Annotated in this window: 20 protein-coding genes; 7 read left to right on the plus strand and 13 right to left on the minus strand. The window is 63.4% G+C overall.

Annotated elements, in window-relative coordinates; genetic code table 11:
- The 9 genes from P8Y64_04550 to P8Y64_04590 all read right to left on the minus strand — a co-directional run.
- The coding region (locus P8Y64_04550) for a hypothetical protein (protein MEJ2059738.1) at nt 1–192 on the minus strand (192 nt) is incomplete at its 3' end.
- Nucleotides 189–665 carry a methylated-DNA--[protein]-cysteine S-methyltransferase gene (locus tag P8Y64_04555; protein ID MEJ2059739.1) on the minus strand — a complete coding sequence of 159 codons (477 nt, stop codon included), beginning with the start codon at nt 663–665 and terminating at the stop codon, nt 189–191. The genes P8Y64_04550 and P8Y64_04555, both read right to left, overlap by 4 nt.
- Nucleotides 647–2,383 (minus strand): hypothetical protein, encoded by a 1,737-nt coding sequence (locus tag P8Y64_04560; GenBank protein ID MEJ2059740.1) that lies wholly within the window; start codon nt 2,381–2,383, stop codon nt 647–649. Before P8Y64_04560 ends, P8Y64_04555 begins: the two co-directional genes overlap by 19 nt.
- Before the next feature lie 615 nt (nt 2,384–2,998).
- A complete protein-coding gene (gene rplS, locus P8Y64_04565) occupies nt 2,999–3,343 on the minus strand; it encodes a 50S ribosomal protein L19 (GenBank protein MEJ2059741.1) in 345 nt (114 codons plus the stop codon).
- Nucleotides 3,344–3,358: 15 nt separating this feature from the next.
- Nucleotides 3,359–4,111 carry a tRNA (guanosine(37)-N1)-methyltransferase TrmD gene (trmD, locus tag P8Y64_04570; protein MEJ2059742.1) on the minus strand — a complete coding sequence of 251 codons (753 nt, stop codon included), beginning with the start codon at nt 4,109–4,111 and terminating at the stop codon, nt 3,359–3,361.
- A 3-nt stretch (nt 4,112–4,114) separates the two neighbouring features.
- The gene (rimM, locus tag P8Y64_04575) at nt 4,115–4,627 is read right to left on the minus strand and encodes a ribosome maturation factor RimM (GenBank protein MEJ2059743.1); all 513 of its coding nucleotides are present in this window, start codon (nt 4,625–4,627) and stop codon (nt 4,115–4,117) included.
- 25 nt (nt 4,628–4,652) lie between these two features.
- On the minus strand, nt 4,653–4,904 hold the full coding sequence (rpsP, locus tag P8Y64_04580; protein ID MEJ2059744.1) for a 30S ribosomal protein S16: 252 nt from the start codon (nt 4,902–4,904) through the stop codon (nt 4,653–4,655).
- 132 nt (nt 4,905–5,036) lie between these two features.
- A complete protein-coding gene (ffh, locus tag P8Y64_04585) occupies nt 5,037–6,395 on the minus strand; it encodes a signal recognition particle protein (GenBank protein MEJ2059745.1) in 1,359 nt (452 codons plus the stop codon).
- A gap of 50 nt (nt 6,396–6,445) precedes the next feature.
- The gene (locus P8Y64_04590; GenBank protein MEJ2059746.1) at nt 6,446–7,216 is read right to left on the minus strand and encodes a 3',5'-cyclic-nucleotide phosphodiesterase; all 771 of its coding nucleotides are present in this window, start codon (nt 7,214–7,216) and stop codon (nt 6,446–6,448) included.
- 192 nt (nt 7,217–7,408) lie between these two features.
- Between P8Y64_04590 and ccsA the strand changes: the two genes are divergently transcribed.
- From ccsA to P8Y64_04625, 7 genes are all read left to right on the plus strand, one after another.
- The gene (ccsA, locus tag P8Y64_04595) at nt 7,409–8,212 is read left to right on the plus strand and encodes a cytochrome c biogenesis protein CcsA (protein MEJ2059747.1); all 804 of its coding nucleotides are present in this window, start codon (nt 7,409–7,411) and stop codon (nt 8,210–8,212) included.
- 85 nt (nt 8,213–8,297) lie between these two features.
- Nucleotides 8,298–9,599, plus strand: coding sequence for an HlyC/CorC family transporter (locus P8Y64_04600; GenBank protein MEJ2059748.1), 1,302 nt, complete (start codon nt 8,298–8,300; stop codon nt 9,597–9,599).
- Nucleotides 9,592–10,944 (plus strand): DNA repair protein RadA, encoded by a 1,353-nt coding sequence (gene radA, locus P8Y64_04605; protein ID MEJ2059749.1) that lies wholly within the window; start codon nt 9,592–9,594, stop codon nt 10,942–10,944. Before P8Y64_04600 ends, radA begins: the two co-directional genes overlap by 8 nt.
- A gap of 87 nt (nt 10,945–11,031) precedes the next feature.
- The gene (locus P8Y64_04610; protein MEJ2059750.1) at nt 11,032–11,898 is read left to right on the plus strand and encodes a TRAP transporter TatT component family protein; all 867 of its coding nucleotides are present in this window, start codon (nt 11,032–11,034) and stop codon (nt 11,896–11,898) included.
- Nucleotides 11,899–11,914: 16 nt separating this feature from the next.
- Nucleotides 11,915–12,934 carry a TRAP transporter substrate-binding protein DctP gene (dctP, locus tag P8Y64_04615; GenBank protein MEJ2059751.1) on the plus strand — a complete coding sequence of 340 codons (1,020 nt, stop codon included), beginning with the start codon at nt 11,915–11,917 and terminating at the stop codon, nt 12,932–12,934.
- Nucleotides 12,935–12,937: 3 nt separating this feature from the next.
- The gene (locus tag P8Y64_04620; GenBank protein ID MEJ2059752.1) at nt 12,938–13,420 is read left to right on the plus strand and encodes a TRAP transporter small permease; all 483 of its coding nucleotides are present in this window, start codon (nt 12,938–12,940) and stop codon (nt 13,418–13,420) included.
- Nucleotides 13,420–14,700, plus strand: coding sequence for a TRAP transporter large permease subunit (locus tag P8Y64_04625; protein ID MEJ2059753.1), 1,281 nt, complete (start codon nt 13,420–13,422; stop codon nt 14,698–14,700). The genes P8Y64_04620 and P8Y64_04625 overlap by 1 nt, the downstream gene beginning before the upstream one ends.
- A 60-nt stretch (nt 14,701–14,760) precedes the next feature.
- Here the strand turns inward: P8Y64_04625 and P8Y64_04630 are convergent, their stop codons facing one another.
- From P8Y64_04630 to P8Y64_04645, 4 genes are all read right to left on the minus strand, one after another.
- Entirely contained in the window at nt 14,761–15,351 is a 591-nt protein-coding gene (locus tag P8Y64_04630; GenBank protein MEJ2059754.1) for a DUF3501 family protein, read from the minus strand.
- 18 nt (nt 15,352–15,369) lie between these two features.
- Entirely contained in the window at nt 15,370–15,675 is a 306-nt protein-coding gene (locus P8Y64_04635; GenBank protein MEJ2059755.1) for a ferritin-like domain-containing protein, read from the minus strand.
- A gap of 24 nt (nt 15,676–15,699) precedes the next feature.
- The gene (locus P8Y64_04640; GenBank protein MEJ2059756.1) at nt 15,700–17,043 is read right to left on the minus strand and encodes a heterodisulfide reductase-related iron-sulfur binding cluster; all 1,344 of its coding nucleotides are present in this window, start codon (nt 17,041–17,043) and stop codon (nt 15,700–15,702) included.
- Between the two features lie 83 nt (nt 17,044–17,126).
- Nucleotides 17,127–17,546, minus strand: coding sequence for a rubrerythrin family protein (locus P8Y64_04645; protein ID MEJ2059757.1), 420 nt, complete (start codon nt 17,544–17,546; stop codon nt 17,127–17,129).
- Nucleotides 17,547–17,700: the final 154 nt, after the last annotated feature.

Here is a 17,700-nt window from a genome sequence, read left to right on the forward strand (position 1 = left end):
TTGTGCTCCCAGCACCAGCACGGCATGGCAACCGCTGGTTTCGGTGCCGGCCCGTGCGCCGATGCGCCAGGCGCGCCACACCAGCCACAGCCAGGGCAGGCCGAGGGTCCCCAGCAGCAGCAGATTGGACAGGACCAGCGTCAGGGCGCCCTCCGTTCGCATCAGGCGCCATTGTTCGGCAAACCCCATCATGCGTCGGGAAACGGCGTTCCTTCGTGACACAGCAGCCAGCGCTTGATATCGAGACCGGGACCCTGCGTCTCCCCGCCGTAGCCGCCCAAACCCGCTGCAGCGAGCACGCGATGACAGGGAACGATAATGGGCACGGGATTGTGCCGACAGGCGCCGCCCACGGGGCGCGGGGCGCTGTGAAGCCGGCGCGCGATATCCCCGTAGCTGCGGGTCTGACCGACGGGAATGGCCAGCATGGCCTCCCGCACACGCTGCTGAAAGGCCGTCGCAGCCGGCGTCAGCGGCAGATCGAAGCGCGTATTCGGGTCCTTGAAATAGGCCTTGAGACGCTCGGCCACACGTTGCGGGAACGGTCCGGTCGGTGCCTGCAGGGGGTGATCGGCCGGCAGGAAATCGATCTCGGCCAGTCGCCCGCCTTCGCAGCGCAGGCCGAGCGGACCGATAGGCGAGACGATCACGGCGTCGTATGGCATGTCCCTATTCCTGTAACAACAACTGGATAGAGGTTGCGCGCATCGTCCACCAGACCCGCCTTGGCCAGCATCTCGGCGGCGTGGAACCGCGCCGTCTGCCCCCAGGGATCCGCTGCATCGGCGCTGAAATACATCGCCGAACGCAGGTAAAGCCAGGCGGCCTGCTGATAGTGACCGAGCGCCCCGTACGATTGCGCCATCCAGTATAGAACCTCGCGCTGCTGTTGGGGATCGATCAGCCTCGGCTGCAACGCCGTGAACAGATTGATGGCCTGCTGGTTACGCTTGACGGTCTGCAGGTCGAAGATCACCTGCATGAAATTCGCGGCGTGATCGTGGTCCAGTTTGGGCATCTTGGCCAGCATGCCGTACAACAGGTCGATACCGCGGTCCTCCTGCCCGGCGAGAATGTGAATGCGCGCCAGGCGCAGCTCCCAATCGAACGGATCGACGCCCTGCGGTGGGGCGTCGAGACCGTCCAGCAGACGGGAGGCCAGCGGAATGTTGCCCTGCTGCAGGGCGTGATTGGCCAGCACATGGCGGATCACCGGCGGGATGTCGGCTATTTGAGGAAACCGCTTGCTGTGCAGGAACAAGGCGTCGAACACCGCCTTGCCGCCCGGCGCCTTGATCAGCGAGAGCCCCAACTTGCGGTAGGCCGTCAGCCTGGCCTCCGCCTGTGCCCCCTTGCGGGCCTCCAGCGCATACAGGGCACGAGCCAGCACATCGTGCTTGTTGCGGGTGGCCGCCGCGCCGGCACCCAACCAGCTTTGGTCGTCGCCGATCAGAAAACCGTGGGTATTACCGTACTTCTGCGCCTCGGCCAGATAGGCGTCCCAAAGCGCGTCCGCGGAGGGCGTGAACAGGCGGTCGTCGAGCGGCCGGCCGTCGAGGATGGCGAGGACCTGTTCCAACTGGCGTGCTTCGCTGCGCGGATTGTGGGACACCTTGGATGCGAGCGAAGCCACGTACCAGAGACGTGCCCGGTTCGCATCGGACAGCCCCTTCGCCTTGACTGCCTTCTCAACGACAGCCTGGGCCTGTTTCGGGGTGATACGCCCGGCGCGCAAACCGGCCAGCAGTTCGAGCGCCTTGGCCTCACCGCCGTCGATTCCCTTGACCACCCGCAGGGCGCGCCCGGGCTGATCGAGGCGCAGCAGCACCCGCGCCCGCAGCAACTGCTCCTCGTCGCCAGACTGTTCACCATAGTCCTGCTGATAACGCTGCAAGGCCGTCTGAGCATCCTGCAGCCGATCTTCACGCAAATAGCTGGTGATGATCAGCCGCTGCCAGGACTGAAAGGTCTTGTCGGGGGTTTTGGCGCCGGCCTGCAGGATGAGGCCGCGCAGCACCGTCCGCGCCCGGGCGGCATGACCCAGCGCGAGCTGGGCGCGGGCCCGCTGCACGTCCACCCATTGCCGGAATTCCGGCGCGATACCCTTGGGAAGCCTGGCCGTCTGATCGAGCAGATCCTGCCAGCGTCCGGCCTGTTCGAGAACCTGGATGCGCACCCGCATCCAGTCCGTCCATTGATCGGGCTGAGCCGCGGGATCGGGCGTCAGGCGGTCCATCAGGCCAAGGGCCAGCCCCGGCGCGCCGGCCTTGGCCAGACCCAACATGCCGGACGGCCCCTGCAGGGTGTCCGCCGTCGCCGGCACGGCGAGCGCGCACCACAGCAGCAGGAGCGGGATCAGCGCTTTGATTGGTCTTGGGTACACGGGGGATTTATATAACATGTCGGCGGGGTGGGTGCGATTTGCAGTTAGCGCTGATTTTTCGGGGGCTGTAATTGGACGGACTAGCGGGATTATTTTGCGTGTTCTCGATTAGCAATATTCGTGGAGTTGTTTCGCGCATTATTGGGTGATTGTTTCTAATTGGCACTTGCTGCACTGCGCGGCCGACGGGGACCTTCGGCGTGAGGGGTTAGGAGCAAGGCGTAAGGAGGGGTCATGCCTTTTCGCCTCACCCCTCACGTTTCACGCCTTACCAACCTCCCCGTTCCGCCTTGCCGAGCAACCGATGGCTTGCAGGGTCAGCCCGGCAGGGACGCCGGGCTGAGGTTCGTCACGACAGGACGTCGTGTCGAACCGGGCCCGTCGCAAGATAGCGGTTGCGAGGGCAGCCCGCAGGGCCAAGGCGGTTGGGGTGCCCTTCTCTTTGGGTACTTTCTCTTGGGCACGCAAGAGAAAGTACCTCGCGCGGTTCACCTAACGTTAAATTAAAAATGCCGACCTGTAGCGCGCGAAACAACGCCACAAACACGTCCAACACCCATGCACAAAAAAGGCGCCGCAAGCGGCGCCTTTTTCAAACAACCGAAGAAAAAGATCTCAGACCTTTTCCTTGATACGCGCCGCCTTACCGGTGCGGCTGCGCAGATAGTAGAGCTTGGCGCGACGCACGTCGCCGCGACGCTTCACCTGGATGTCGGCGATGGTCGGGCTGTAAGTCTGGAACACGCGCTCCACACCTTCGCCGTGCGAGATCTTGCGCACCGTGAAGGAGGAATTGAGACCGCGGTTCTTCTTGGCGATGACCACGCCTTCGAAGGCCTGCAGACGTTCGCGATCGCCTTCTTTGACCTTCACCTGTACGACAACGGTGTCGCCGGCGCCGAAGCCGGGAACCTCTTTGTTCATTTGCTCGCGTTCAAGCTGTTCGATGATGTTGCTCATGGCCTTCACCTCAAGTCAGTCATCCGCCTTTGCGGCCGATTCCTCGATAAACTCTTCCAGCAGACGCTGGTCCTCTTCATTCAGTTCACACCCCGCCAACAAATCGGGGCGTCTTTGCCAGGTCCTCCCCAGCGCCTGCTTGTGGCGCCAGCGCCGAACCTCGGCATGATTTCCGGTCAGCAGTACCTCGGGTACCGCGCGCCCGTCGACCGCTTCGGGACGCGTATAGTGCGGATAGTCGAGCAGCCCGTCCATGAACGAATCCTGCTCCGCCGATTCCGCATCGCCCAGCACCCCGGGCAACAAACGGGCGACCACGTCGATCACCACCATGGCGGCGAGTTCACCACCGCTCAGCACGTAATCGCCGAGCGACAGCTCTTCATCGACATGGACGTCGACGAAACGCTCGTCGATGCCCTCGTAACGCCCGGTCACCAGCACCAGCCCCGGCAGCTTCGCCAGCTCCCGTGCCTTGTCCTGGTCCAGCCGTCGCCCCTGCGGACTCAGGTAGACCACCGGCGCTGCCGGTCCGGCCGCCGCCTTGGCATCCAGCACCGCGTCGCGCAGCGGCTCGTACTTCATCACCATGCCGGGGCCGCCGCCGTACGGGCGGTCATCCACGGTTCGGTGCCGGTCGTGGGTATAGTCCCGCGGGTTCCAGCAGCCGACGCTGAGCAGCCCTTTGGTGGCCGCCCGGCCGGTGACGCCGTACTCGCCGACGGGTATGACCCGTTCCGGAAACAGTGTCACGACCTCGATATGCATGGCCTAGAACTCCGGGTCCCAGTCGACCCGCATCCTGCCCGCGGCGAGATCGATCTCCCGAACCACCTCGGGCCGGACGAACGGAATCAACCGCTCCCGCGCCCCTTTCACGACCACCACGTCGTTGGCGCCGGTCTCGAACAGATGATCGACGACGCCCAGCGGTACCCCGTCCAGGGTTTCGACCTGCAGACCGACGAGGTCGGCCCAGTAATACTCTCCCGACTCCAGCGGCGGCAGCTGATCGCGGCTTACCGCGATCTCGGCCCCCATCAGGGCGGCCGCCGCATCGCGCTCATCGCAACCCTCGAGCTTGGCGACGACGCCCTTGCCCTGGCGGCGACCGGTCTCGACGGTCCGGGTCTGCCACTCGCCCTGGATCTTCAGCTGCCAGGGTGAGTAGCTCAAAATATTTTCACGGGGCTGGGTCTCGGAAAAGACCTTGACCCACCCCTTAACGCCGTAAAGGCCGCTGACGCGGCCCAGGACAACGCGCTTTTCGGCATCTCCGGCCATACGGGCGGGAACGCCGCTAGGCGGCTCAGGCCTTGGCCTTCTGCGCCTCTTTGATCAGGGTGGCCACGCGCTCGGAGGCCTTGGCGCCCTGCTGCAGCCAGTGCTCGATGCGTCCTTCATCCAGATGCAGGCGGGTCTCGCCACCGGTGGCGATGGGATTGAAATAGCCCAAACGCTCGATATAGCCGCTGTCACGACGCTTGCGGCTGTCCGTGACCACCACATGGAAGAAGGGACGCTGCTTGGCGCCGGTACGGGCAAGTCGAATGCTGATCATAGGTTTACGCCGAAATCCTTAAGTGTCTGCGTCATCCGCCGTCGACGGAACCCCCGTCCGGCGGGAAAACGGCGAATTGTACGCGATTTACAAAAAATTAGAAGGGGTTTGGGGAAAAAATCCCGCCGGGCGTCAGAACGGCATGCCCGGTGGCATCCCCCCCTTCATGCCCCGCATCATCTTGGCCATGCCGCCCTTGCCGAACTTCTTCATGGTCTTGCTCATGGTCTTGTGCTGCTTGAGCAGACGGTTGACGTCCTGAACCTGGGTGCCGGATCCCTGCGCGATGCGGCGCTTGCGCGAGCCGTTGATCACGTCCGGAAAGTGGCGCTCACGGGGCGTCATGGAATTGATAATGGCGATGGTGCGCCGGATCTGGCTGTCGTCAGCCTGCTTCTTGACCGCGTCGGGGACCTGCCCCATGCCCGGCAGCTTGTCCATCAGCGAGGCCAGACCGCCCATGTTGAGCATCTGCTCCATCTGGTCGCGCAGGTCGGCGAGGTCGAACCCCTTGCCCTTGGCCAGCTTTTTGGCCAGTTTCTGCGCCTTCTGCTGGTCGACCTGACGATGGGCGTCCTCGACCAGGCTGAGGACGTCGCCCATGCCGAGGATGCGCGAGGCGATGCGGTCGGGGTGAAAGGCCTCCAGGGCCGTGTTTTTCTCGCCGACGCCGAGAAACTTGATGGGCTTGCCGGTGATCTGACGCACCGACAGCGCCGCGCCGCCGCGGGCGTCGCCGTCGGCCTTGGTCAGGATCACGCCGGTCAGCGGCAGGGCCTCGTTGAAGGCCTGCGCGGTATTGGCCGCGTCCTGGCCGGTCATGGCGTCGACCACGAAGAGGGTCTCGACGGGGGAGATCGCGGCATGGATGGCCTTGATCTCAGCCATCATCTCCGCGTCGATATGCAGGCGGCCGGCGGTATCGACGATCAGCACGTCGAAAAAGCGCTTGCGCGCCTGTTCCACCGCGTCCGCCGCGATGTTCACGGGTTTCTGGTCGGAAGCGCTGGGCAGGAATTCGACGCCCACCTCCCCGGCCACCGTCTCCAGCTGCTTGATGGCAGCCGGGCGGTAGACGTCGCAGCTCACCACGCCGACCGACTTGCCGGCGCGCTCCTTGAGCCAGCGGGCCAGCTTGCCTACGGTGGTGGTCTTGCCTGCGCCCTGCAGGCCGGCCATGAGGATGACCGCCGGCGGCTGGACGTTGAGCTGCAGGGATTCGTTGGCCTCGCCCATGAGCTGGACCAGCTCATCGTGCACGACCTTGATCAGGGCCTGACCGGGGCTGAGGCTGGTCAGCACCTCCTGGCCGACGGCGCGCTCGCGCACGCGGTCGATGAAGGACTTGACCACGGGCAGGGCCACGTCGGCCTCGAGGAGCGCCATGCGCACCTCGCGCAGCGTGTCCTTGATATTGTCTTCGGTCAGACGTGCGTTGCCGCGCAGTTTCTTGACTGTCGCGGCAAGGCGTTCATTGAGATTCTCGAACATGAAGTAAAGCCGGTTGCGATGTCACGGACCGCGGTCCGCCAAAGGGCTCATTATAACTCAAAGACCTCGCCGCCCCGCAGCGGGCGGGGTTCGAATCCGGGCAACGCAACCCGCAACTCCTCCAGGGTGCGGTCCTCGTCCCCCGGCTTGAGGTGGGAGATGGCCAGCTGCGGATGCAGCTGCAGCTTGGCGATATCCTCCGACAGGGTATCGGGGCAGTAGTGCTTGGCGACCTCGCTGAGCTGGCGCTCTTCGTTGCTGAAGGCGCATTCCATCAGCAGCAGATCCAACCGCCCCTTGGCGTTCAGAAAATCCCACAGCGAATCGTTGGTGGTGGTGTCGCCGCTGAAGGCGAAGCTGCTGTCGCCCTGGGTGACGAAATAACCCGCGGTCGGCACGGTATGGTTGACCCGGATCATCTCCAGGCGGCGGCCGTTCTCGATCTCGCAGACCTCGCCGAAATCCAGGGTCTCGAAGTGCGCCGCGGCATGATCGGCCTCCGGCAGCGAAAAGAAGTCAGGCCAGATCTGCCAGTTGAAAATATGCCGCTTCAGGGTCTCGCAGCTCTCGGGCAGGGCATGGACGGTAAGCGGCTGCGCCTCCAGCTGCCGATAGAGGGTATCGATCAGCAGCGGCAGGCCGGCGATATGATCCAGATGCGTGTGGGTCAGAAAGATGTGGCGCAGACGCGACATCTCCTCCAGCGACAGCTCACCCACCCCCGTTCCACAGTCGATCAGGGTATCGTCGTCCAGCAGAAAGCAGGTGGTCCGCCGGTCCCTGCTGACGCCTCCGCTACATCCGAGCACTCTCAACCGCATGGCACTTCCAGGTGGTGGGCCGCGTACATCTGACTAATGATCGCAGATTGACCAGCCACGCGCAGAATCCGCCCACAAAAATGTGACGTGCTTCACATCCTGCGCCCGGCCGCCATGCCACGCCGAGACTTCAACCCCCGCGGTGGATGTGCAATCATCGGGCGCTTATTCAAAGCGACTTCCGGCAAACCCGTGTTGTTGAGCATCACCGGCATCATCTGCTATCTGTTGAGCACCGCCTTCATCGGCCTGCGCCTGCGCCACGTGCTGCGCGGCGCCGAACCGCTCGCGCCTTATGCCGTCCTGGGCTTCTGGCTGATCGCCTGGCTGGCGCATGGCCTGAACCTGTATCACCTGATCGTCACCGGCCATGGGCTCAATCTGCGCTTTTTCCACGCCCTGTCGCTGGTCGCCTGGCTGATGGCCGGGCTGCTGCTGTTTTCCCTGCGCAGTCGCTCGCTGGAGCCTCTGGGGATCGTGATCCTGCCGCTCGCGGCCGTCACCATGCTGCTCGATCAGATATTCCCCGAGGTGCGCTTCACCCCCGAACAATCGGCCATCGGCCTGGATGTGCATATCTTCGTCTCGCTGCTGGCCTACAGCCTGCTGGCGCTGGCCGCCCTGCAGGCCGTGGTGCTCGCCGTACAGGACCGCCACCTGCACAACCACCAGCCCGGCGGACTGATCCGCCTCCTGCCTCCGCTACAGCACATGGAGGATCTGCTGTTTCGCATGATCGGCCTCGGCTTCGTGCTGCTCAGCCTGGCCCTGCTGACCGGCTTTTATTACCTGGAAGACATGTTCGCCCAGCACGTGGCGCACAAGACCGTGCTGTCGATCATCGCCTGGCTCATCTTCGCCGTGCTGCTCGTCGGGCGCTGGCGTTTCGGCTGGCGCGGGCGCACCGCGGTACGCTGGACGCTGGGCGGTTTCCTGACGCTCATGCTGGCCTATTTCGGCAGCAAGCTGGTGCTGGAATTCATTCTCCACCGCTGAGCGCCGGCGCCTCTCCTGCTTGACAGCCCAGGGCGGCGACCGTGTAATAATCTGCGCTGCCAAGCCCAATCACCCATAACCGATCTTGGACTCCATATCCTCCGGCCTGCTTTTCGCGGCCCTCATCGTGCTGCTGTTGCTGTCGGCCTTTTTCTCGGGGTCGGAAACGGCGCTCATGGCCCTCAACCGCTACCGGCTGCGGCACCTCGCCCAGGCCGGCAACAAAGGCGCCATCCGCGCCCAGAAGCTGCTGGAAAAACCCGACCGGCTGATCGGTCTGATCCTGCTCGGCAACAACTTCGTCAACATCCTGATTACGCAGGTCGCCACCCTGCTCGCGCTGCGCCACTTCGGAGACGCCGGGCTGGCCATCGCCACCGGCATCCTCACCCTGGTGCTGCTGATCTTCGCCGAAGTCGCTCCCAAGACCCTGGCCGCCCTGCATTCCGAGAAGATCGCCTTCCCCGCCTCCTTCATCTACGTCCCGCTGATGACCGCGGCCTACCCGGTGGTGTGGGTGGTCAATCTGATCGCCAACACCCTGCTGCGGCTGCTGGGACTGAGCGCGGCGGTGGAAGATGGGCAGGCGCTCAGCCAGGAGGAACTGCGCACGGTGGTCAACGAGGCCAGCGGCCTGATTCCGCGCAAGCACCAGAAGATGCTGCTCAGCATCCTGGACCTGGAAAAGGCGACCGTCGAGGACATCATGGTGCCGCGCAACGAGATCGTCGGCATCGACCTGGAAGAAGGCCTGGACGACATCCGCGACCAGATCCTGCAAAGCCCCTACACCCGTCTGCCGCTGTATCACGGCAGCATCGACACCGTGCACGGATTCGTCCATATCCGCCGCCTGCTGCCTCTGATCGCCCGGGGAGAGCTGAGCCACGAGGCCCTGATGGCGGTCGTGCGCGAACCCTACTTCATACCGGAGGGGACGCAGCTCAACCGCCAGCTCATCAACTTCCAGCGCACCCGTCGGCGCATCGGTGTGGTGGTCGACGAATACGGCGACATCCAGGGCCTGGTCACCCTGGAAGACATCCTGGAAGAAATCGTCGGCGAGTTCACCACTGACCCCTCGGAACTCTCGCGCGACATCCTGCCGCAGGAGGACCAGACCTATCTGGTGGACGGCGGCACGCATATCCGTGAAATCAATCGCACCCTGGGCTGGGAACTGCCGACCGAAGGACCGCGCACCCTCAACGGCCTGATCCTGGAGCACCTGGAAATGATCCCCGAACCCGGCACCAGCGTGCTGATCGAGGGATATCCGATCGAGATCGTCCAGACCAAGGGCAACGCGGTGAAAACGGCGCGGCTCTCCCCGCGCCTGGCGCGCTACACGGAAGACGCCGCCAAGGAACGAGGCGGCCGTGGCTAAGGTCAAGACCCAGTATCAATGCACCGCCTGCGGCGCCCTGCACCCCAAGTGGAGCGGCCAGTGCGGCGAATGCGGCGCCTGGAACACCCTGGAAGAGGTGGCCACGGCGCCACCGACCACCAAGAATCCCCGCTTCATGGGCTATGCCGGTGAGAGTCCGGTACGTTCCATCGCCGATGTCGCGCTCGAGGCCGACCCGCGCACCCTGATCGGCATGGAAGAATTCGACCGCGTGCTGGGCGGCGGCCTGGTGCACGGCTCGGTGGTCCTGCTGGGCGGCGACCCGGGCATCGGCAAATCGACCCTGCTGCTGCAGGCCCTGGCGGCGCTGACCGGGCTCAAGGGCCTGTACGTCACGGGCGAGGAATCTCTGCAGCAGGTCAGCCTGCGCGCCCGCCGTCTGGACCTGCCGCTGGAAGGCCTGCGCCTGTTCACGGAGACCCACGTCGAGCGCATCCTGGCGACGGCCGAGCAGGAACGGCCACAGGTCATGGTGATCGACTCGATCCAGACCCTGTACACCGAACTGCTCGGTTCGGCGCCGGGCTCAGTATCGCAGGTACGCGAATCAGCCGCCCAACTGGTGCGCTACGCCAAGCAGACCAACACGGCCCTGTTCCTGGTCGGTCACGTGACCAAGGAAGGCACTCTGGCCGGACCGCGCGTCCTCGAGCACATGGTGGACACCGTGCTGTATTTCGAAGGCGATCCCGGCGGGCGCTACCGGGTGTTGCGCGCGGTCAAGAACCGTTTCGGCGCGGTCAACGAACTCGGCGTGTTCGCCATGGGGGACAAGGGGCTCAAGGGGGTCAGCAACCCGTCGGCGATTTTCCTGTCCCGCCACGAGGCGCCCGTCTCCGGCAGCGTGATCATGGTCACCCGCGAAGGCACCCGGCCGCTGCTGGTCGAGGTGCAGGCGCTGGTGGACGACAGCCACGGCGCCCATCCCCGCCGGGTGACGGTGGGCCTGGAGCAGAACCGCCTGGCCATGCTGCTGGCGGTGATGCACCGCCACGGCGGGGTCGCCATGTACGACCAGGACGTATTCGTGAACGTGGTCGGGGGCGTGCGGGTCAGCGAGACCGCCGCCGACCTGGCGGTCCTGCTCGCTGCGCTGTCCAGCCTGCGCGACCGTTCGCTGCCGGCCGATCTGGTGGTGTTCGGCGAGGTCGGCCTCGCCGGCGAGATCCGCCCGGTGCCGAACGGTCAGGAACGCCTGAAGGAGGCCGCCAAGCACGGCTTCAAACGCGCCATCATTCCCAAGGGCAATGCGCCCAAGGGTGGCATCAAGGGGATGGAGATCGTGGCGACCAGTCGTCTGGAAGAAGCGATCGGCCAGCTGTAAACACACTGTCACGTTATCGTCACTTGCAAGTGACATCCGCCCCCACTAGGTTATGCTCCCCCCGTTGAGTTTGAGTTCGACCCGGACATGCATATTTCGAAGGCGGTCAGGCCGCTTCTTATCCTGCTGACCAGCCTGTGGCTGCTGTCCGGTTGCGCCAGCCTGACCAGCACGGCGACCTCGCGCCTGGCCGGCAATCTGTCGGACGCCATCCTCGACCAGGACGATCCCGCCACCGTGCGCGAGGCCCTGCCCAGCTACCTGGTCATGGTCGACGGACTGATCGCCAACGATCCGCGCAATCCCAAGCTGCTCGCTTCCGGTGCCCAGCTCTACAGCGCCTACGCCTCCTGGTTCGTGACAAAGCCGGAACGTCTCCAACGCCTCACCGCGCGCGGCAAGGACTACGGTCAGCGCGCCCTGTGCGCCGTGGATGAAACCGTGTGCCGTGCGTTGAACGGCCGCACCGACCAGTTCGTCGCCGCCGTGGACAAACTGGACAAGGACCAGGTCCCCGCGGCCTACGCCGCCGCCGTCGCCTGGGCCGCCTGGCTGCAGGCGCGGCGCGGCGACTGGAACGCCATCGCCGACCTGCCCAAGATCACCGCCCTGTTCCGGCGCGTCGTCATCCTGGAACCGGGCTATGATCAGGGAGGCGCCTATCAATATCTGGGCATCATCGACAGCCTGCTGCCGCCGGCCATGGGCGGTCAGCCTGCGGTGGCCAAGCAGGATTTCGAACAGGCCGTGGCCTTTTCCAAAGGCCGCAACCTGATGGCCAAGGTAATGTACGCCCGCTACTACGCACCGCTGGTGCAGGACAAGGCGCTGTACGAAAAGCTGCTGCATGAGGTACTGGCCGCCACGCCGCAGGCGCCGGGATTCACGCTCACCAATGTCATGGCCCAGCAACAGGCCACTCAGTTGCTAAAAGACGTCGATCGCCATTTTTGAAGCCGGAGACCCACCCGTGATATCGCGCCGCACCCTTTATAGCCTCGTTGTTTTCCTCGGCCTGATCGCCGGCTGTCTGCCCGCGGCACATGCCAAGACCTTCAAGATCGCCACCCTCGCTCCGGACGGCACGACCTGGATGCAGGAAATGCGCGCCGCCGCCGATCAGATCGAAAAACAGACCGAGGGACGCGTCAGGTTCAAGTTCTATACCGGCGGGGTGATGGGTAACGACCAGGCGGTGCTGCGCAAGATGCGCATCGGCCAGTTGCAGGGCGGCGCCCTGACCAGCGGCTCGCTGGCCGGCGTTTTCCCCGACATCCAGATCTTCAACATTCCCTTCCTGTTCGACTCGTACAAGGAGGCGAATGCGGTTCGCGCGGAAATGGATGGCTTTGTCCGCGACGGCCTGAAGCGGCACGGCCTGGTGACGCTGGGCATCTCCAGCGGCGGCTTCGCCTACGTGATGTCGAATACGCCGATTCGGAATATCGAGGAACTGCGTACCCACAAGATCTGGGTGCCGCAGGGCGACGCCATGACGGAGGCTATCTTCCAGGAAATGGGCGACACCCCGATTCCGCTCGCCATGTCCGACGTGTACATGGGTCTGCAAACCGGCATGATCGACACGGTCGAGGTCACGCCCACCGCCGCCATCGCCCTGCAGTGGTACACCAAGCTCGGCGCAGTGACCGACGTTCCGCTGGCCTACCTGATGGGCATATTCGTGGTGAATCGCCGTGATTTCGAACGGCTCAGCCCTGCCGACCGGACGGTGGTCAAAAAGGTCCTGGCGCAGACCTTCAATACCCTCAGCCGCCTCAACGAACAGGACAACCAAAAGGCGCTGCAGGTCCTCAAACAGCGCGGCTTGCAACTGGTACGACCGCAGGCCGAGGAACTGGATCGCTGGCACGCGCTGGCCGGCAAGGTCACCATTCGCCTGAGCAGAGAAGGCACCTTCTCGCAGGCCGCCTACCAGACGCTGGAAAAACACATCAAGGCCTATCGGCAGCAACACGCCAGCAAGTGAGTCATGTTTACGCGATTATTGCGAATCATCGAGCGGATCGAGGATGGTCTGCTGGCCTTGATGCTGAGCGGGATGATCCTGCTGGCATGCCTGCAGATCATCCTGCGCAACGTCTTCGACAGCGGCCTGCTCTGGGCGGACCCGGTGCTGCAGATCATGCTGCTGTGGCTGACGTTGCTCGGCGCCATCGCCGCCAGCCGTGACGACAAACACATTCGCATCGACGTACTGACCAGCCGGCTCGCCCCGCGCCCGCGCGCGGCGGTCAACGCTGCGACCGCGTTGTTTACCGCCGCGGTCTGCGCCATCATCGCCTGGCAGGCGGGCCGGCTGCTGGTCGGCGATTATCACGCCCACAGCCTCGCCTTCGGGCAGTTCCCGGCCTGGGTCGTAGAACTGATCCTGCCCTTCGGTTTCGCCCTTATCACCCTGCGCTACCTCATCCTGACCCAGCGCCATCTGCTCCAGCTCGGCCGGTCCGACTGATGGTCTACGGTCTCGTCCTGCTGATCCTGGCGCTGCTGAGCGCCCCGCTGTTCGCGATCATCGCCGCCAGCGCCCTGTTCGGCTTTCATGCCGAGGACATCGATCTGCAGGCCGTGGTGCTGGAGTTCTACCGCATCTCGCAGATGCCGATCCTGGTTGCGATCCCGCTGTTCACCTTCGCCGGTTATCTGCTGGGCGAGAGCAACGCGCCGCGCAGGCTGGTGCGGCTGACCCGCAGCCTGCTGGGCTGGATGCCCGGCGGATTGCCGATCGTCTCGCTGGTCTCGTGCGCGCTGTTCACCGCCTTCACCGGCGCCTCCGGCATCACCATCGTGGCGCTCGGCGCCCTGCTCTACCCCGCCCTGGTTGCGGCGGGCTACAGTGAACGTTTCGGCCTCGGGCTGGTGACCTCCTCCGGCAGCCTGGGCCTGCTGTTCGCACCTTCGCTGCCGCTCATCCTGTACGGTGTCGTGGCGCAGCAACTGGGGATCGGCGCACCGGTCAACATCAACCAACTGTTCATCGCCGGTCTGGGGCCGGGGCTGTTGATGCTCGTCCTGCTATCGATCTACAGCATCTGGCAACGCCCGCGGCAGGCGCTCGACGACGAGGACAAACCGGCCATCCGGGAAAGCCTGCGCGAGTCGGCCTGGGAACTGCCCCTGCCCGTCGTCATCCTCGGCGGAATCTACGGTGGGTTCATCGGCGTATCAGAGGCAGCGGCCGTCACCGCGCTTTACGTGTTCGTCGTGGAGGTTCTCATCAAACGCGAGATCGCGTGGCATGACCTGCCCCGCGTCATGCGCGAATCGATGATCATGGTGGGCGGCATCCTCATCATACTCGGCATGTCGCTGGCATCGACCAACTATCTGATCGACGCCGAGGTGCCCACCCATATCTTTCACTTCATCAGCCAGCACATCGACAGCCGCCTGACCTTCCTGGTGCTGCTGAACATCTTTTTGCTGGTGCTCGGCACCATGCTCGACATCTTCTCGGCGCTGGTCATCATGGTGCCGATCCTGTTACCGGTGGCACTGCAATACGGCATCAATCCCCTGCATCTCGGCATCATCTTCCTGGCCAACATGCAGATCGGCTACTTCACACCGCCTGTGGGAATGAACCTGTTCATCGCCAGCTACCGGTTCGACGAACCGGTACTGAAGCTGTACCGCGCCACCCTGCCCTATTTCTTCATTCTGCTGGCCGCGGTGCTGATCATCACCTACTGGCCCGATCTCAGCCTGGCGCCGGTGCGCTGGCTCACTCACTAACATCCCAAACGCACAAGGCCGGCAAAAGCCGGCCTTGTGCGAACACGAATGAGTGCCCGGTCAGTCCAGATCACTGACCAGCGAGTCACGCACGACATCAGGCAGGGCCTCGATGGCGTGGTTGTATTCCGGGTGCGAAATTCCTATGCCGATAGCCGCACCCTGCTTGGCGGCGGCGCACATTTCCGGGGTAAGCTCGAAGCGCAGGAAATGCACCGACGAGGTCTTCTCTTCGGTCTCGCGATCCAGATCCTCGTTCGCAATAGGGAACACCTTGTCGAATCCCGCGACCTGCACCCAAGTCTTGACTTCAATACCGTGAAGAACGGCAAGCCGGCGACGCCGTTCCGCCGGATCGTCGAACTCGATCATCATCGTCGCTTTCCAGTTCTGCCCGTCCGGAATAAGCGGGTTGTACGCATCGAGCTCTTCCTGAATACCCGCCGCCTCGAAGATCTTTTCCGCACGCAGCATCTCCTGGATCTGATACTGCATGGTCATGCGGTCCTCGAAGTGCAGGGTCACGTTAGGGCCGACCGGTACCACGCGCACCTTCTTGTGCGCCATGATCTTGGCACGAAAGTCGGGACGCACCTCGGCATACTTTTCCAGGGAATACAGATCCTCGCGGCTCAGTTGCGCAGCGTTCATAGCGACCTCCGAAGCGTTTCAGCCCTTGACCGATTTCTCGAGCGTGGCGATGGGCTTGTCGGTGAACAGGTAGTCCCGCAGCTCCTTGTCGAACTTGGGATCGTGGCGGCGAATCCACTCCAGCACCATGGCCGCATGTTCCTTTTCTTCGTCACGATTGTGCGCCAGGATCGCTTTGAGCTCTTCGTCCGCACAGGCGTCGACACGCTGCTGATACCAGTCGACCGCTTCCAGTTCCTCCATCAGGGAAACCAGCGCGCGGTGCATGTCGCGCGTTTCGACGGTCAGCTCTTCCAGGGGTTCGTGATAGCCTTCGCTAGTCATTTTGTTTGTTCTCCTTATAACGGGTTACAGACCATACGCCTTGCGCAACAGCGTCAAGGGGTGTTCCGGTTCGCGGTCGTCCTTGAGACCATTTTCGATCTGATGCCCGGCCATGGGGCAGTCGCTCGAGTAGTGGTCGACTTCCGCCTTCTGGACCCGGCTGACCACCGGCCGGCAGATTTTCATGGAAATCTCGTGAAACTCCTGCTTCACCGCATAGGTTCCGTCGTGGCCCGAACAGCGCTCGATCACCTCGAGTTCGGTGTCCGGCACCATGCCGAGCAGATCCCGGGTCTTGAGCCCCATATTCTGCACGCGCAGGTGGCAGGAGGCATGGTAGGCCACCTTGCCGAGCGACTGTTTGAAATCGGTGTTCAGCTTGCCGTCCTTGTGGCGCAGCATCAGGTACTCGAACGGGTCGAAGATGCGCGCCTTCACGCGCTGCACATCCGCATCGTCCGGAAACATCAACGGCAGTTCCTGCTTGAACATCAGCACGCAGGAAGGCACCGGGGCGATGATGTCGTAACCCGCATCGATCATGCGCAGAAGCTGGGGAATGTTGGCGTCCTTCGCGGCCGCCACGGCATCCAGGTCGCCGAGCTCGAGCTTGGGCATGCCGCAGCACTGCTCCTTCTCGACGGTCGTCACCTCGATGCCGTTGTGCTCGAACACCTTGAGCAGATCTTCGGCCAGGTGCGGTTCGTTGTAGTTACCGTAGCAGGTGGCGAACAGCGCCACGCGCCCGGTCGTCTCCTCGGTCGGTTCGGGGGTCACCGTACTGTGATGCCCCTTGAGCCGGTCGCGGCCGGTCTTGGAATGATACTTCGGCAGGATCGCACCGGCATCCACGCCCAGCGTCTTCTCCAGCATCTTGCGCATGGAGGGGTTGCTGTTGGCGGCATTCACGGCCTGGACAACGACCGGGATGCCCGCCAGCCGCCCGACGGTATCCGTCGAACTCAGCATGCGGTCGCGGAAGCTGGCGCCCTGCTGCTTGTAACGCACCGCCTTGGCACGCAGCATGAGATGCGGGAAATCCACTTCCCAGGGATGCGGCGGCACGTAGGGGCACTTGGTCATGTAGCACAGGTCGCAGAGGTAACAGTGGTCCACGACCTGCCAGTAATCTTCCTTCTTGACGCCGTCGACCTCCATGGTCTCGGACTCGTCCACCAGATCGAACAGCGTGGGAAAAGAATTGCACAGACTCACGCAACGTCGACACCCGTGACAGATGTCGTAGACCCGCTCCAATTCCTTGAACAGGGCTGACTCGTCGTAAAACTCGGGGTCTTGCCAGTTCAGCGGGTGGCGCGTCGGGGCTTCGAGATTCCCTTCTCGCTGTCCTTCGGTGGGCGCAGACATACCGGACTCCTCAAATATCGGTTAACGGCGTTGCGAAGACAAAGGAAGATCGCCCGGGCAAAAACCCGGGCGATCAACAGGGCTTACTGACCCAGGGTGTCCAGGGCCTTCTGGAAGCGGTTGGCGTGGGAACGCTCCGCCTTGGCCAGGGTTTCGAACCAGTCGGCAATCTCGTCGAAACCTTCATCGCGTGCGGTCTTGGCCATACCCGGATACATGTCGGTGTATTCGTGGGTCTCGCCGGCGATGGCGGTCTTCAGATTGGCTTCGGTACCGCCGAAAGGCAGACCGGTGGCCGGATCGCCACATTCCTCGAGGTATTCCAGGTGACCGTGGGCATGGCCGGTCTCACCTTCGGCGGTGGAACGGAACACGGCGGCAACGTCGTTGAAGCCTTCCACGTCCGCCTTGGCGGCGAAGTACAGGTAACGACGGTTGGCCTGGGATTCACCTGCAAATGCGTCCTTCAGATTTCCTTCAGTCTGGCTGCCTTTAAGGGACATGGTCATCTCCTCTCAATACAACGGTTGCGAATGATTCTGATTTAGAATGAGTCTAAATCATCAAGTTCAATTTAGACCAAGTCTAAATACCTGTCAACGGGACCGGCTGTTTGTTTTGCATTATTTTGACGATCAACAAGTTACAAGCATAGAG

The organism is Gammaproteobacteria bacterium, from assembly GCA_037388465.1.
Taxonomy (GTDB): domain Bacteria; phylum Pseudomonadota; class Gammaproteobacteria; order SpSt-1174; family SpSt-1174; genus JARRKE01.